Here is a 14,210-nt window from a genome sequence, read left to right on the forward strand (position 1 = left end):
GGAATAAACATAATGGGAGCAATTTTTAATCGCGGGGGAATTATCCCCGAAAGTTATGGACTAAGTTTAACGGTTTATCCTAAAACAGATGTCAAAGCTGGACAACCAGTTGTTTTTGATGCTACGCAAGGAAATTACGGTGTTTCTTTGGCTACAGGCGCTAAAATCGACGGTATTGTTAAAGTCGGAGGGAAAGCGGGTGACCCTGTTTCAATTTATGTAATTGGAAAATCACGTAACGTCAAAGTTGAAACATCAGTAATCGTTGTTGCTGGAGACACAGTCATCTCAAATGCAAACGGAGTTTTTGAAAAAGAGACTGTGGTCGAAGGAAGTAAAGCAAATGGATTGCTAGTTTTGAAAGGAAATTCAGATAAAACAGCGGAGGTGCTAATTTAATGGCAGAATTAAAACTATTTAAATCAGATAAGTTTGCGGTGGGCAATCGAACAATCGAAATGCCACAGCAACATGAATTTTGGGAGGAAGCACGTAAAGCAGCTAGAGAAGAAGGCGTTAGCCAAGATTTGATCAATAAAAATACATCGTTATTAGTGCGTTCATACATTAATCAGAACGATTTAACAATGGAAGATTTCAGAAAGATGCTAAATCCGGCTTTGATTCGGGCTAATGTGGGTTCATTACTCTCCAATGACAATACAAAACCATTGTTTGAAACATTAGTAGAATCTTATGTTCGCGGAGTATTTGAAAAAACTGGACGGGCAGCAGAATTATTGATGGGAACTGTTAATATCGATCAGCAAACTACTTCTTGGTACTATGCTGATGATTACTCTGATGAAGATTTTGACTTCAAAACAATTGCGCAAGGCGGTCCCATCCCAGTAATGACAATCAAGCTAGCTGAAAAGAAAATGATTCAAGTATACAAACGTGGTGGCGGAATTGAACTAACAGATGAAGCCAAAGCAATGAATTTTGATATGCTAGCTGCATTCTTTAATCGACAAGGGTTAGTGCTAGGGCGCACTGACGAACGTATGGTTGTTGACCGTTTATTAAATGGTTATTTTGACGATGGTTCTGATGCACCCGAAGTGCGTGGTGTGGAAACAACAGGGAAATTGACCGTATTAGATGCTTGGGATGCTCAAACATATATGGAAGATGAAACTGGATTCGCTCCAAACCGAGTTGTTATGAATCGTAAGACTGCAAAACAATGGACTTCAATTGAAACCACACAAGGAATGCCTATATTCCTGCAAAATCAATTAGATGGGACTGTTCCTGATGTTTTAGCGTCTAAACCTTTTATTTCTAAACAAATGCCAGACGGTCAAATCATGTTTGTCGATACTAAATTTGCAATCAATGAGTACGTATTTAAGGCGCTTTCTACTGAAAATGAACGGAACATTAAGACCCAAGTAGAGGGATCTTACACAACCAAAACCTCTGATTATGTGCCATTTGAAACTAAGGCTCGTATGATTATGGATTTGAGTAAATCTTTATAGGAGGAAGTCAAATGGCCAGAAAGAAAAAATCTGAAGAAGTTTCTGAAGTGGAAACAGAGAACGTAACCATTGATGCAGAAGTGGAAGAAGAGAAATCGGACCAAACATATTTGACCTGTACTGTAAAAAATCGGCAATTTGTTTCAAAAGGCGTAGTAATTCGACATGGGGAAAGAGCACTGATAGATAAACCATTTTCCCCTGAGTTAAAATTACGAATCAAGGAAGGCTTTATTAAGGAAGTGAGCTAAATGTTCATTGAAAAGGCAGAGATAATTCTTCATTCTCATTTCAAAAAAGAGTTAGAAAAAATCGCTGATGAAGCATTCGAATCACTTATAAATCGGGCGAACAATTACATCACTCAAAAGACTAGATTTGATTATTCGAAGACTGAAAATCCTATTACGATACAGTCTCTAAAAACAATCACTTGGCGTTTGGTTGATTACATTTATTACTGTGATAATGAAATGGATATGGAGAATCGGTTCGAGGGTATCAAATCTGAAAACATCGGAGATTATTCATATACGGTAAAATCAATTGGTGATGATGTTGGGATTGGTATTACCGGAGACTATGAGTTAGATATGTTGCTAGATGCCTTAACAATAGGCAAGCAGAATCCAACTTACTTCAGCGTCAGTGGACCGACTAGAAGAAACCCGGAAAGAGGTGGTAGACGTGTCTTTTGATCGCTTGCTGCCTCATTTTTGTACCATCCAACTTCCTGGTGAAGAAAAAGTGGGAGAAGATGGCTGGGGACGACCGATATACAAACCGAAAGAACCTTTTCAGTCTCATTGTCGCTTTGTTGAAGAAACAATATCTAATAGAGACAATACGGGTTCCGATGTGGTGAAGTCTATCTACATTTTGGTACCGAAAACAACGGAAGTTGATCCAGAAATGGTTATTTCAGACATAGTTGATGTTGAAGGAAATTCCATCACCACAGCCAAACTTGAAGTTGATCGAATCGTTAGACAAACAGGAAGAAAAAGGCTGCACCATAACAAGATTTATCTAAAAGGAGCTGAATGACATGGTTGAAGGGAAAGCCAAGTATGCTTCGGTAACGTTCGAATTAGACGATGGAATGGCTAATTTTGCCAAACAGTTCCCGAGGGTACTTGATGAGGCTAGAGAGCTTGCTGTTGAGTCTATGGGGCGTGTGTGGGCTGATGGAGCTAAAAATATCACGAGAACGGATCATCACATCGATACTGCCGCTTACATCAATTCTATTGGATATGTGGGAAATGAAACTGGACCGAACGGGTCTGATGTAGGACCAATAATACATGATCTAAAAAATGAAGGAAAGACAACCGTTTTAGAAATTGGATCAGGAGTAATTTACGCAAAACCGCTTGAAAAACGATTTAATATATTCGGACGAGCGTTGGATGCAGAAATCGACCGAATGAAAGCACAGAGCCAAACAACAATTAAGAAGTACATTAAAAACAGAATGTGAGGTAGCTAAATGGACTATGTAGATGCTTCAATTAGCATACGCAAATTTATAAAAGCTGCCTTTGAAGATGATTTCAAATCATTCAGGGTGTGGAAAATTGAAGCAGGAGCAGAACTACCATGTCTGCTTGTCAAAACTATTGGCAAGGGTAGCTTGCAGCTTCTTGTGCGTTCTGAGAATGACATTGAAGCTCTCACGAAATGTACAGAGGTCGGTAATTATCTAAAACGGAACTTTGCTGACATTGCTGGCGTTAATGTTTTTGATATCGATTTTCAAATGCCACCGATTCCTGATATAGATGATCAGTCAAAGAAAAACGAGGCGTGGTGTTACATGAGAATTAGCTATTTTGAAAATTAAGGAGGAATCATTTTGGCAGGAAAAGAACAAGAAAAAAAATCAGAATCAAAACAAGTAAACTCAACTACCAAGGAATCAAAAGTTAAAGTAATAGCTAAATCGAATTCTGGAGATGGCACAACATTAAAAGTAAAAATCCAAGGAATTCCAAACGAGATTATTCATGGAGAAATTCTTGAATTGACCAAAACGAAATTACAAAAACTGAAACTTTCTAGCTCGTCATGGAGTTATGAAGAAGTTGAAAAGAAGGAGGAAGATAAATAATGGCTAAAGATCAATTTTATCGTTTTAATAAAAAAGATATTCAAGGTGGCGCTGGACGATTAATCATTGGAGAAGACACTGAGGTTCGTCCAACTAAAATTTCAGATATTATGGATATGGACACATATGAGTTGAAACCTGGATTTCGTGATTTAGGTGGTACAAACGAAGGAATCAATCGTTCTCGCGGGAATGAAACCGAAGAAGTTACAATCGATCAATCAGTTACGCCGATTGATACTACAATTTCAGGCTGGTCTAATACTATTGGTACTACATTGATGGAAACTTCAATCGATAACCGTGCTTTGGCTTGGGCAGGTGGTAATATTACTGAAACGGCAGCAGTTTTGGGAACACCAGCGACGCTTGCAGCTGCAGTGAATAAAGGAACTAGAAAAATTAAAGTTGCAGCTGATAAGGGTGTTGATTTTGAAACAGTTAAATTTGCTAAAATCGGTGATGAAACCATTGCGATTGCGCAAGTTTCTGGAGATATTATAACTTTGAAGAAAGGTGTAACAGCTTCGTATACGGTGACTGATACACTTACCCCTGTCGAAGAGCTAGGGACCAAAACAATCTCATACGGTGCACCAACTTCTGTAGATTCGTACAGCCTGACCTTAATTGTTAAGCGTGAGGATGAATCTTTCTTGATGGTTCATTATTATGAAGTTAAAATCAGTGATAATGTTGAAACGAATCACGGGAAAGAGAAAGCAACACTCCCTGTTTCGTTTACATCATTCGCTCAGGATGACCTACCCGAAGATGAAAATGTCTTCATCGAAATCGAACAAGTATTGTAATTAATGGGCAGAGGTCTATAGTGGATTTCTGTTATAATGTAATTAGGGGTTAGAAGGCTCAAACAGAACTTCTAATTTGGAGGACCCAAACCGAAAGTAGGTGGTTTTATGACCGAAAAAGGTACGGTCAAGCCGAAGGTATACGTGAACGATAAAGGTGAGACTATTTTAACGTTACAACCAAAGTTTACTGAACCGACGACTAAATTTATCGGAGATTATGTTACAAAAATCCGATAAGAATAAAGCGGACTATTTTAGTTCGCTTTTTTATTTTGTCTAAAAAAGGAGAAGAACATGACTGAAAATACAACAGTAGAACAAATCAATAGCGTAGTAACTGAAATGAAAATGGTGGTTTTAGGTGATGGAAGTACAATTCCTGTTCCACGTTTAACAAACAAGAAGGTATTGCAACTTGTGAAGTTTGTTGCAGGAGATGGAATGATTATCTACAGCAAATTTACGGATTGGCGAAAAGATCATACAGAAGTAAATCCAATTTTGGATGATGATGGAACGCAGAAAAAAGATGATAAAGGGAATCCATTATTTGATACTAAATTTCCAACAGTTGAAGAAGGGGTCGAGTTTTTCCTTTCTGAAGTACCTGATGAGAAAATTGCTAAAATTTTGGCCATTCTTTTGGATAAAACCGCTGAAGAAACAGAAGAAATGGATTTCTTTGACACTTCATTGATTGTTGCTGAATTTATTGCAAATACACCTATCGAAAAACTTACGGCACTAGTAAAAAAGATTCGGCCGAAATTTCGAACGATGAGCAAAGAGGAAGTGAAAGAAGCCACTCAGAAGGAACAGACGGAAGAATATCAAAAAGCATCAGTGGTGCAATTGAATCCTTCACCTCAAGCATAATCGAACAGATTCAGTTTGTTTCTTATTTCTATTCAATACCAGAAGAGCGTGTATTGGAGCAGTCGTTTAGTTGGCTTAAAAGAAAATATGAATGGGGAAATAAACAGGAGTATAACGCGCGTCGTTCAAGACAGTATGAGATTCAAATGGCGATAGTGGATTCAGTGAGTATGTTCTTGAGTAATCTGACTGGCGGAGATGGCTATGAGTCAATCTTGATGAAACCGTATGAAGAAGCGATTGAAAAGGCGAAAGGTCAGTTAACTGAGTCTGCTAACAACGATGGCGTTGATACAACTCAGTGGTGGAAAGGAAGTAGAGAAAGTGAAAGCTAATGAAAAAGCAAAATTCAAAGTTTGTGTTGAAATAGAAAACTTAGACGAAATTGAAGAAAAGTTAGCCAAGTTCAATAAGCTAGTAAAAGAAGCCAATTCCCTGGCGAAGGAAATGGCTTCTACTGAACTTGAAATTAAACTTAAAACTTAATTTCAACTGTTTCCTTACAAGATGGACACTTGTTTGCTTTACCAATAACGGCTGTAAATTTCTTTTTGCAGTTAGGGCATTCGATTTCAGTTTTTTTACCCTTCATAGCTTTTTCCATTTGTTTTTTCGGGTCTTTAAAAAACTTTTGTAAATCCTTGTCCATGGAAACCTTAACAGATGCGCGTTTGGCCATAAACCATCCTCCTTATCAAATTTCAGCAAAATACACTGATAAGGAAATTATACCAATAAAAAATACATATAGAAGGGAGTTGAGCAATTGGCAGATGATGTAAATATAGGTGGAGCTAAGCTGACGATAACCGCAGACAGTGGTCCAGCAGAGAAAGCTGTGGCCTCTTTTTTCGGTTGGTTTGAACGTACTGGGGAAAAAGCTACTGAGTTAGCCAATAAAATTAGTAGTGTTGCTGAGCGTGCGGAAGATTTGGGAAAAAAAGGAACAGCGTCAACAAAATCCATGGTCACTAGTTATACAGATTTAAAAGATCGAGTGAGTAAAACGACGGAATCGTTCAATAGTTCGAAAAAAGCTATCACGGATATGACTAGCTCTGGTACTAAGGGTTATCAGTCAATGACGGCTAAGATTACTGATTCAAATAGTGTCTTATCAACAAATAGTAAACAAACTTTCAGTCAGATAAAGAGTGATGCAAAAGTATCCTATTCTGAAATGACTAAAGACAGTAAAACGATGAATCAAGCTCTAGTTATTTCTATGAAAAGCAGCTTATCAAATCTGAAATCTAGCTTTTCTGATTTGAAAAATGGCTTTAAGACCATTGGTAGTGCGATGATTGATCTTATTAAGTCACCTATTGAAAGAGTTAAATCAATCCCAAGCACGGTACAAAGTGCAATGAAATCTGTATCAAGCTTTATAAGCTCGGGATTCGCCCAAGCAAAAAATCAAGCAATATCACAGATACAGTCTATCCCTACAAAAGCAGCTCAAGTCTTAAATAGGACAAAGGATGTTTTTGTAACTGGATTTAATTCTGTTGTTAATTCAACAGCCGGTGCAGTATCAAAAATCGGGAATGGACTATCTCAACTTCCTTCAAAAGCGTCACAAGTTGCGTCAAACATAAAAACGGGATTTATCAACGGAATTAAGGATATACCAAATCGGTCATCGAGTATTTGGGAGTCAGTAAAAAGCGGGGTTAAAAGTTTACCTCAAGCTGCGATGACTGCTGGAGCCTCATTAAAGAACCATTTATCCAACGGATTTCAGACTGTCTTATCAAAAGCAAAATCCGTATTTCCAAGCGTGAAACATGAAGTTAAAACTGGAGTTGAAGATTCCTCTAGAAACGCCAAATCAGCTGTTACTGATCTTGCCAGTGCCTTTGGCTTAGTTGCATTGGCTTCTAAAGCATTTAGCTTAGTTAAAGATTCTGTTGGTGGAGCTATTAAGCGCATTGACACTCTTAACAACTCAACGCGTGCTTTTGAAAACATGGGTTTTACGGCCAAAGAAACTAAGTCCGCTATGAAGGGGCTTGAAAAAGGAATCCAAGGGTTACCGACAGCACTAGATGAAGCAGTATCTGGTCTACAATTAATGACCGCATCAACGCAAGATATAGGAAAGTCACAAAAAATATTTAACGCAGTCAACGATTCCATTTTAGGTTTCGGCGGAAATACCGAAATGGTTAACAACGCAGTGCTGCAGATGTCTCAAGCGTTCGCCAATGGGAAGATGGATGCTGAAACATGGAATTCAATGATGAATAGCCAAATGGGTCCGACTCTGAATGCAATGGCTAAAGAGATGGGTATTACTACGGGTGAACTAAAATCCGGTTTATCAGAAGGGTCTATTTCAGTTGATCAATTCCAAGAAGCTCTTATTAAATTAGATAAAGAAGGTGGAGGGGGGCTTAAGTCCCTTCAAAAAATTGCAAAAGACTCTACTTCTGGTATCGGTACATCGTTTCAAAATATGAAAACAGCAATTGTACGCGGTACGGCAAATGTCATTAAAGCCTTTGACGCATTTTTGAAAGAAGTAACTGGGTCAAATATTGCAGAAGTACTAAATACAGTGGGAACGAAAGCAGAGAATGGGTTTAAAAAATTAGAAGGAGTTTTTAAAACAATTACTCCTTATGCTAAAGTGTTGTTTACTGTTTTGAAACCTTTACTGCCAATCATTAAAGGAGTTTTAGCAGGTTTTTTAGCGTATGGATCACTTGTTACAGTAATAAGTGTTATTTCTAAGCTACAATCAGTTTTAGCTGTCTTCTTTGCTACGGCTGCGGCTAATCCTTTTGTTTTGATAACAGCTGCTATTGTAGGATTGATTGTCGTCTTTAAAGAAGCGTATAAACGATCCGAAACATTTAGAAAAATTATAGACACTCTAGCAGAACCGTTCAAACGTCTGGCTAAGGCAATCGGTATTGTTGCAAATGCTTTTAATACAATATTTACTAAAGGGCCAGGCGAAAAAATGGCTAATTTACATAAACAATTAGCAGAAATTTTGCCGATAGAATTAGTAAATAGTATATGGAAAAAGATTGCATCTCTAAAAGCAGCATTCGACCAACTAAAGATTATTTTCAGCTTAGTTGGAAAGGTTCTTGGCGGAGAAGTGATAAGCTTCAAAGATGTTTTTGATAAGTTTGGGGAGTATTTTAGTTTAGAGCAAATCAATATTATAATGCGGTTTGTTACTGCCCTTCAAAAAGTTATTAATCCAATCAAGCAAACGATAAAAGATTTTAGAGCAGCTTTTGACTTGAAGTTAGAAAAGAAAGATTACGCTGGAGCAATCGAAGAAGTTACAAACGTAATTTCAGAAATTGCAGGCAAAGTATTAGAAGGTATTCCATCTTTATTGGCAACAGGTGGGCGTTTAATGATGTCTATTGTAGAAGGTATGGGAATCAATGTACCCGAATTAATCACAAAACTAACTACCGAAATATTACCGAATATTTTAACTTCTTTATTAAACGCAGCTTCTTCTTTTGTGAACATAGGTATCCAATGGATAAACAACATTATTTTAGGAATTAATAGTTGGCTGCCTCAGTTATTACCAATTGCCTCACAAATAGTTTCAAATTTAGTGACGTTTCTAACTACAGCATTGCCACTTATCTTTCAAGTTGGAAGTAAAATACTATTCAATATCATTGATGGCATTTTCCAAGCGTTGCCTAATTTAATTAATATAGCAATTCAAATAATAAGTTGGATTGCATCAACTATCGCTCAAAATTTGCCAATCATTTTTAATAAAGGATTAGATATTGTTCTTAATTTAATCCAAGGTATTTTGACTAAGTTTCCTGAATGGTTTGGAATGGCTATTAAATTAATTGTCCAGTTTGGAACAAAGTTGGCAGAAAATTTCCCAACTATTGTACAAAAAGGATGGGAATTGATGACAAAACTAATTCAAGGAATCGGAGAACGAATCCCAGCATTACTTGCCATGGTTGTCAAATTTATGGGACAAATGATTGGTAAGATTTTTGAATACTTACCCGACTTGATTATCTTAGGTGCAAAGCTAATTATTGGATTGATTAAAGGACTTTGGGAGTTTGGTGAGGGATTAGGTAGATTCGTTATCGGCTTTTGGGATTCATTAAAAAAAGGGTTCTCAAAAATTGATTGGGCTGAAATCGGTCGAAATGTAATCGATGGAATCATAAAAGGATTTACAAAAGGATTTGACAAAGCCAAAAAGACAGTGACCGATCTAGCAGGTAATGTGGGCAAGTGGTTTTCTGGTAAATTAGATATTCATTCTCCATCCAGAGTAATGATTGGGATCGCTAAATGGGTTCCTGAAGGCGTAGCAGTTGGAATTGAAAAAGGACTTCCGGTAATTGAAAATGCTGTTTCTACAATGACCGACATGATGACTAAGGCAGTTAAAGATTCTGAACCTATTGGTTTATCGAATGATGTTATTGCGACTGAAAGCTACGGAATGCCTGATGCTACTCAAATGCAGGCGTCAGCTCAACAAGCTTCAAAGGCTGGTAATCAAGGCATGACGGATTCAACGCCACAGTTGCTCCAAACAGCTTTAAATGCGGCTAATGGTATTCTGGGACAGTTTAGTTCAATTAGCCCTTCTATGGTTACTCAGGGCGCCGATTGGCTAACTAACTTCATGAATGGATGGAACTCAGTTTTGCCAGCAATGATTACCAGTGTTCAGACTTTCATTGCCCAATACACAACGTTAATTACTAATCAGAATAATCCGAATTATCAAATGGGAAGAACCTGGATGCAGAACAAGTTGAATGGATGGAATAGTCTCGTTTCAACATTCATTACGATTGTGAGAAATTTCTGCAATCAAGTATTGAATCTATTGCGAAGCTTTTATAATGCGATGTTCCAGACTGGTAGAACATGGCTTCAAAATCTACTAAATGGTTGGAACTCACTTTATCAAACATTCATAAATCGTGTGAATCAACTTGGAAATGACGCTATCAATAATTTACGATCGAAGTCGGGCGGCTTTAATAGCGCTGGACGTTTTTTGATGCAATCGTTGATAGACGGCATCAATGCGATGGGCGGATCACTTGCTAATACGATGAATAGTGTGGCTAACAAAATGATTGGTGGCATCGGAAAAGGTGTCAACGGAGTAATCGCCGGTGTGAACCATGTAATGAAAGAAGTGGAATCTGACAAGAGATTAGGAGATTGGTCACCGCCAAAATACGCTAAAGGAACGGATGACCATCCGGCTGACGGTCCTGCGATTGTAAATGACCAAAAAGGTTCTAAATATCAGGAAATCATCCAAGAACCAGACGGCTCTACTTTCATGGCTAAGGGTAGAAATGCTTTAGTTTGGCTTAAAAAGGGTGCGAAGGTACTCAATGCAACAATGTCCGAGCGAGTATTAAAAGCACAAAATAATTTTGGAAGTATGATTCCGAAATATGAAGACGGCATTGGAGAGTTCGATATTTTCGACCTCATTGATGATGAAAGAGCCTTCAAAAAACTTATTGATCAGCGTGTAGATTATAACAGTATCGTCGAACCTTGGAGAAACATGACAAAAGCGGGCGTCAAATTGATGACTAACGCTGCCTATCCATTTGCACAAAAGCATGTCGAAGACGCATTTGGGGGCGGAAGTTTTGACGGTGCAATGAATGCGAATAATGTTTATCAATACTTAGTAGATATCGCTCAAAAAGTCATGTCTAAATTCGGAGGATTAACAATAACTTCTGGATATCGTCCTGGTGATCCTTATTGGCACGGAAAACATCAAGCTCTGGATATTTCTGGTTACCCTTACGGTAGTCCAAGATATACGGAAGCGGCCAATTGGGCGTTTGAGAAATTCCCTAAACAGATTGCATACGTAATAACTAACGGTAGAGTTCGTGACCGGATGGGAATTTCAGGACAAGCAGCAACAAGTCAATGGGTACCATGGCCAGATAATGACCATTACGATCATATCCATTTAAATGGTGCGTTGGGTTCGGGAGATATTTTTAAAGCCGGAACTGATGTTGCTGGAGGCCTTCCTACTTTGGGTGGTTCAGGCGTTGAGCGTTGGCGTTCATATCTAAAGAAAGCACTGAAGATGAATAAATTACCAACATCTCAAGCATATGTCAATGCGTGGTTGTCTCAAATTCAGAGCGAATCAGGCGGAAATGAAAAAGCTATTCAACCAGGAGCAGACCCAGACGGAGACGGGTCAGGGCCGGCAATTGGATTACTGCAAACCAAGAGAGGAACGTTTTTAGCAAATGCCTTTCCTGGCTACGGCAATATCATGAAAGGCTTTGACAATATGTTGGCTGCTATTAGATATGCCAAAGGCCGCTATGGTTCAAATATGCTTGGTGTTATCGGTCATGGCCACGGATACGAGAATGGTGGTTGGATTACTCAAGATGGCCTTTATCGCGCTGGAGAGAAGGGAAATCCCGAAGTGGTTCTTCCTGTCACTAAACCAGCTAGAGCGATGGAGTTAATCGGTCAAGCGTTGAACTATATGGCTCAAAATGGTTCTGGAATCATCCAATCAGCAACAACAAGTCTCAGTAACATGGCTTCGAACATGACATTAAATCTAGCTGATTTAATTGGAGTTGATACTCAGGCAATTCGGACCAACTTTGAAGGTTCGACAAGTCTGGACTTTAAGGAAGTTATCCGTTTGCTTAATGTTAGCAATCAATTACTAACTGAAATTCGTGATCAAGATTCTGATATCTATATTGACAAAGAAAAAGTTGGTAAGAAAGTGGCACCAACAGTCGCAAAAGAAAATGCTCGAAATGAAAGGTTAGCTGAAAGAAGAAAGGGGCGAGTATAATCGCAGAAACGAAAATGAGTTTCAGAGGGATTGATTTTTCTCGGTGGTTGATCATCAGTGAGATTACTCGTCCTACAAAGAAACGTGAATACGAAAAAGCCGATTTAGTAATGGGCGAAAAGCTGCTCTATGCAAAAGATAGTGCAACGATGATTACAGTCAAAGGCTGGATCATGCGTCACAAAAGAAATGATTTTACTGATGTAAATACACTCAAAGATGAAATGTATCGTGTGCTCTATCAAGAAGATGGTACTGATGGAAAACTCATATTCACAGATCAAGCGGATCGTTATTGGTCCGCTCGATTTGAGGGTGAAATCGTTCCCCAATATGTAAATCGTGATGCAGCAAAAGTTGAACTGACTTTTAAGGTGCCGGAAGGTGTGGCGTATGCGATCGAAACAGACTACTTCACGAATGCTGATCCAGCTAAAGAAAATCTGTGTCTTGATAGTGAGTTTCAAAATATTCCTCATTACTGGAAGGATTACTGTCATCTAGGCGCGAAATACAACGGATCGAATACTCTATACGTTGATTTTACTGATTTAGTTACCATTTATGGTAAAGAGAATCATTTACCAAAATCAGCTGAATCCACAAGACCTTTTAATGGAAAAGTTGGGGACTATGTGAGTTTTGGGGCATTGGTAAATTTTGAAGTATTGCCAAATGACGGCACAGCGAACCCTGGAGTAGTAATACTTGAGGAACGCTCGAAAATCGGTGGAGAAGTATTAAAACATCATTATGTTGAAGTGTCCGCAAAGGAAAATGAATGGCAGACAATCAAACAGACAATCCAAATTACGAATGAGAATACAAGGGCTCTGCTTTTGACTTTTGGTGTTCGTGGAAATACTCGTATCAGAATCGGTCAACCGCATTTTAATTTAGGCTCAACGCTGAATCCTTACGTAGCTAGTAAACTTACTGTGTCAGATAAGGTTGAAGTCACTCACTACGGTACTTGGAAAGCAACGCCTCAAATCGAGGTGACGATGCAAGGTGAGAACGGCTTAGTTGGACTCGTTAATTCAAACGGCGGAGCGCTCCAATATGGCGACTCTGGAGACGTGGATACACAACGATCGAAAGGAAAACACAAAGTCGTCGATCAGCGCTTTAATACAGCAATCGGTTCTGGAATGCTGCCAAATGACACGACAATGCCGTCCACGTATCCGAATTTTATGAGTAATCCAAAAACGCCTAATCTGGTTCAAGGCACAATGACTTGGGATAGAGGAGATTCCGTTTATCCTGTTTTTCAAAGCGTAGCGGACATTGGCGTTTGGCACGGGCCTAGCCTGGGTTTTCAGATTCCAAAAAGTTCAAACAATACGAGCGACGGCGACTTTTTAAGTGCGCAACGTGTTACTTTTGACAATGGTTCAACCGTTAAAGCAGCACGAGGACGCATGGAATTCGTAATTGCTGATGAGAATAAGAAACTTTTCATGGCAGTTGTGATTCGAGACAGCGATCAATTTAACAGCGAGTTAACGGTGGAATTTTGGTACAAAGACAAGCAAGTTAAAACTGCTAGTCTGCCAAGGAAAACTTGGAACGGAAACTTTTTCGAGATCCACATGGATCGTATGGAAAGCAATACAAAATTGAGATGGCGGTTTAGCCAGATCAAGTCACTAAATCCTGCAAACGATGGGGCGTTTACCACTCATGACCACGAGTTCTTTATGAATTTCCCAGAACGCGAATTGACGAATGCGGTCTATGAGAATGCTTGGTTTTTACGTTATTCGGATAAACAGCATAATTTGATGAATTGGTGGGACTCAAAGCTTTACTGGACGAACGAAAACGTTTTTACAAATAAAAACAATCTATTTGATGATCGTGATTTCGTTGAGATCGACACGAAAACTCGGAAAATATTAGTTAACGGTGTAGAGGATCGCACATTGCACAAATTAGGTAATGAGTATGAAAAATTCCAATTAGATTACGGCAAGCACACGATTCAAGTGGTGCCGAGTGATTGGGCACTAACGCCGATCGTGGGAATTACTTTAAGGAGAGTCTTTTTATAAGTCTCTCTTTTTATT

Annotated in this window: 16 protein-coding genes; 15 read left to right on the plus strand and 1 reads right to left on the minus strand. The window is 38.7% G+C overall.

The genetic code is table 11. The features are described from left to right. Nucleotides 1-12: 12 nt before the first annotated feature. From ACKTSC_RS04335 to ACKTSC_RS04395, 13 genes are all read left to right on the plus strand, one after another. On the plus strand, nucleotides 13-399 hold the full coding sequence (locus ACKTSC_RS04335) for a capsid cement protein (protein ID WP_178982423.1): 387 nt from the start codon (nucleotides 13-15) through the stop codon (nucleotides 397-399). After that, nucleotides 399-1,487 (plus strand): phage major capsid protein, encoded by a 1,089-nt coding sequence (locus ACKTSC_RS04340; RefSeq protein ID WP_178982421.1) that lies wholly within the window; start codon nucleotides 399-401, stop codon nucleotides 1,485-1,487. The genes ACKTSC_RS04335 and ACKTSC_RS04340 overlap by 1 nt, the downstream gene beginning before the upstream one ends. 11 nt (nucleotides 1,488-1,498) lie before the next feature. Next, nucleotides 1,499-1,738: a hypothetical protein gene (locus tag ACKTSC_RS04345; protein ID WP_178982419.1), complete on the plus strand. Its 240-nt coding sequence runs from the start codon at nucleotides 1,499-1,501 to the stop codon at nucleotides 1,736-1,738. Then, nucleotides 1,739-2,185 carry a head-tail connector protein gene (locus ACKTSC_RS04350; RefSeq protein WP_178982418.1) on the plus strand — a complete coding sequence of 149 codons (447 nt, stop codon included), beginning with the start codon at nucleotides 1,739-1,741 and terminating at the stop codon, nucleotides 2,183-2,185. Beyond that, the gene (locus ACKTSC_RS04355) at nucleotides 2,175-2,534 is read left to right on the plus strand and encodes a hypothetical protein (protein ID WP_178982416.1); all 360 of its coding nucleotides are present in this window, start codon (nucleotides 2,175-2,177) and stop codon (nucleotides 2,532-2,534) included. The genes ACKTSC_RS04350 and ACKTSC_RS04355 overlap by 11 nt, the downstream gene beginning before the upstream one ends. A gap of 1 nt (nucleotide 2,535) precedes the next feature. Beyond that, nucleotides 2,536-2,970 (plus strand): hypothetical protein, encoded by a 435-nt coding sequence (locus tag ACKTSC_RS04360; protein ID WP_407856945.1) that lies wholly within the window; start codon nucleotides 2,536-2,538, stop codon nucleotides 2,968-2,970. 9 nt (nucleotides 2,971-2,979) lie between these two features. Next, on the plus strand, nucleotides 2,980-3,333 hold the full coding sequence (locus tag ACKTSC_RS04365; protein ID WP_178982412.1) for a hypothetical protein: 354 nt from the start codon (nucleotides 2,980-2,982) through the stop codon (nucleotides 3,331-3,333). Nucleotides 3,334-3,345: 12 nt separating this feature from the next. Further along, on the plus strand, nucleotides 3,346-3,600 hold the full coding sequence (locus tag ACKTSC_RS04370; protein ID WP_010778478.1) for a hypothetical protein: 255 nt from the start codon (nucleotides 3,346-3,348) through the stop codon (nucleotides 3,598-3,600). Beyond that, on the plus strand, nucleotides 3,600-4,412 hold the full coding sequence (locus ACKTSC_RS04375; protein WP_178982410.1) for a hypothetical protein: 813 nt from the start codon (nucleotides 3,600-3,602) through the stop codon (nucleotides 4,410-4,412). Before ACKTSC_RS04370 ends, ACKTSC_RS04375 begins: the two co-directional genes overlap by 1 nt. Before the next feature lie 108 nt (nucleotides 4,413-4,520). After that, entirely contained in the window at nucleotides 4,521-4,652 is a 132-nt protein-coding gene (locus ACKTSC_RS04380) for a hypothetical protein (RefSeq protein WP_256276679.1), read from the plus strand. A gap of 57 nt (nucleotides 4,653-4,709) precedes the next feature. Further along, entirely contained in the window at nucleotides 4,710-5,291 is a 582-nt protein-coding gene (locus tag ACKTSC_RS04385) for a hypothetical protein (protein WP_178982408.1), read from the plus strand. 53 nt (nucleotides 5,292-5,344) lie between these two features. Continuing rightward, nucleotides 5,345-5,626: a hypothetical protein gene (locus ACKTSC_RS04390; RefSeq protein ID WP_178982406.1), complete on the plus strand. Its 282-nt coding sequence runs from the start codon at nucleotides 5,345-5,347 to the stop codon at nucleotides 5,624-5,626. Beyond that, entirely contained in the window at nucleotides 5,616-5,777 is a 162-nt protein-coding gene (locus ACKTSC_RS04395; protein WP_178982404.1) for a hypothetical protein, read from the plus strand. Before ACKTSC_RS04390 ends, ACKTSC_RS04395 begins: the two co-directional genes overlap by 11 nt. On the opposite strand, the gene ACKTSC_RS04400 is transcribed toward ACKTSC_RS04395, so the two are convergent. Next, complete coding sequence (locus ACKTSC_RS04400) at nucleotides 5,767-5,970, minus strand: hypothetical protein (RefSeq protein ID WP_178982402.1); 204 nt, start codon at nucleotides 5,968-5,970, stop codon at nucleotides 5,767-5,769. The two genes, ACKTSC_RS04395 and ACKTSC_RS04400, sit on opposite strands and share 11 nt — an antisense overlap. An 87-nt stretch (nucleotides 5,971-6,057) precedes the next feature. On the opposite strand from ACKTSC_RS04400, the gene ACKTSC_RS04405 reads away from it, so the two are divergent. Both ACKTSC_RS04405 and ACKTSC_RS04410 read left to right on the plus strand, forming a co-directional pair. Beyond that, nucleotides 6,058-12,138 carry a tape measure protein gene (locus ACKTSC_RS04405; protein ID WP_407856946.1) on the plus strand — a complete coding sequence of 2,027 codons (6,081 nt, stop codon included), beginning with the start codon at nucleotides 6,058-6,060 and terminating at the stop codon, nucleotides 12,136-12,138. A 14-nt stretch (nucleotides 12,139-12,152) separates the two neighbouring features. Beyond that, nucleotides 12,153-14,195, plus strand: a complete 2,043-nt coding sequence (locus ACKTSC_RS04410) for a distal tail protein Dit (RefSeq protein WP_407856947.1) — start codon at nucleotides 12,153-12,155, stop codon at nucleotides 14,193-14,195. The last annotated feature ends 15 nt before the right edge of the window (nucleotides 14,196-14,210 follow it).

This window comes from Enterococcus hailinensis (genome assembly GCF_045862035.1).
Lineage (GTDB): Bacteria > Bacillota > Bacilli > Lactobacillales > Enterococcaceae > Enterococcus_A > Enterococcus_A hailinensis.

Excerpts from the sequence above, each read along its gene's own strand:
- ACKTSC_RS04335 (WP_178982423.1), top strand. The coding sequence starts at position 13 with ATGGGAGCAATTTTTAATCGCGGGGGAATTATCCCCGAAAGTTATGGA.
- ACKTSC_RS04340 (WP_178982421.1), top strand. The coding sequence starts at position 399 with ATGGCAGAATTAAAACTATTTAAATCAGATAAGTTTGCGGTGGGCAAT.
- ACKTSC_RS04345 (WP_178982419.1), top strand. The coding sequence starts at position 1,499 with ATGGCCAGAAAGAAAAAATCTGAAGAAGTTTCTGAAGTGGAAACAGAG.
- ACKTSC_RS04350 (WP_178982418.1), top strand. The coding sequence starts at position 1,739 with ATGTTCATTGAAAAGGCAGAGATAATTCTTCATTCTCATTTCAAAAAA.
- ACKTSC_RS04360 (WP_407856945.1), top strand. The coding sequence starts at position 2,536 with ATGGTTGAAGGGAAAGCCAAGTATGCTTCGGTAACGTTCGAATTAGAC.
- ACKTSC_RS04365 (WP_178982412.1), top strand. The coding sequence starts at position 2,980 with ATGGACTATGTAGATGCTTCAATTAGCATACGCAAATTTATAAAAGCT.
- ACKTSC_RS04375 (WP_178982410.1), top strand. The coding sequence starts at position 3,600 with ATGGCTAAAGATCAATTTTATCGTTTTAATAAAAAAGATATTCAAGGT.
- ACKTSC_RS04380 (WP_256276679.1), top strand. The coding sequence starts at position 4,521 with ATGACCGAAAAAGGTACGGTCAAGCCGAAGGTATACGTGAACGATAAA.
- ACKTSC_RS04385 (WP_178982408.1), top strand. The coding sequence starts at position 4,710 with ATGACTGAAAATACAACAGTAGAACAAATCAATAGCGTAGTAACTGAA.
- ACKTSC_RS04400 (WP_178982402.1), bottom strand. The coding sequence starts at position 5,970 with ATGGCCAAACGCGCATCTGTTAAGGTTTCCATGGACAAGGATTTACAA.
- ACKTSC_RS04410 (WP_407856947.1), top strand. The coding sequence starts at position 12,153 with ATGAGTTTCAGAGGGATTGATTTTTCTCGGTGGTTGATCATCAGTGAG.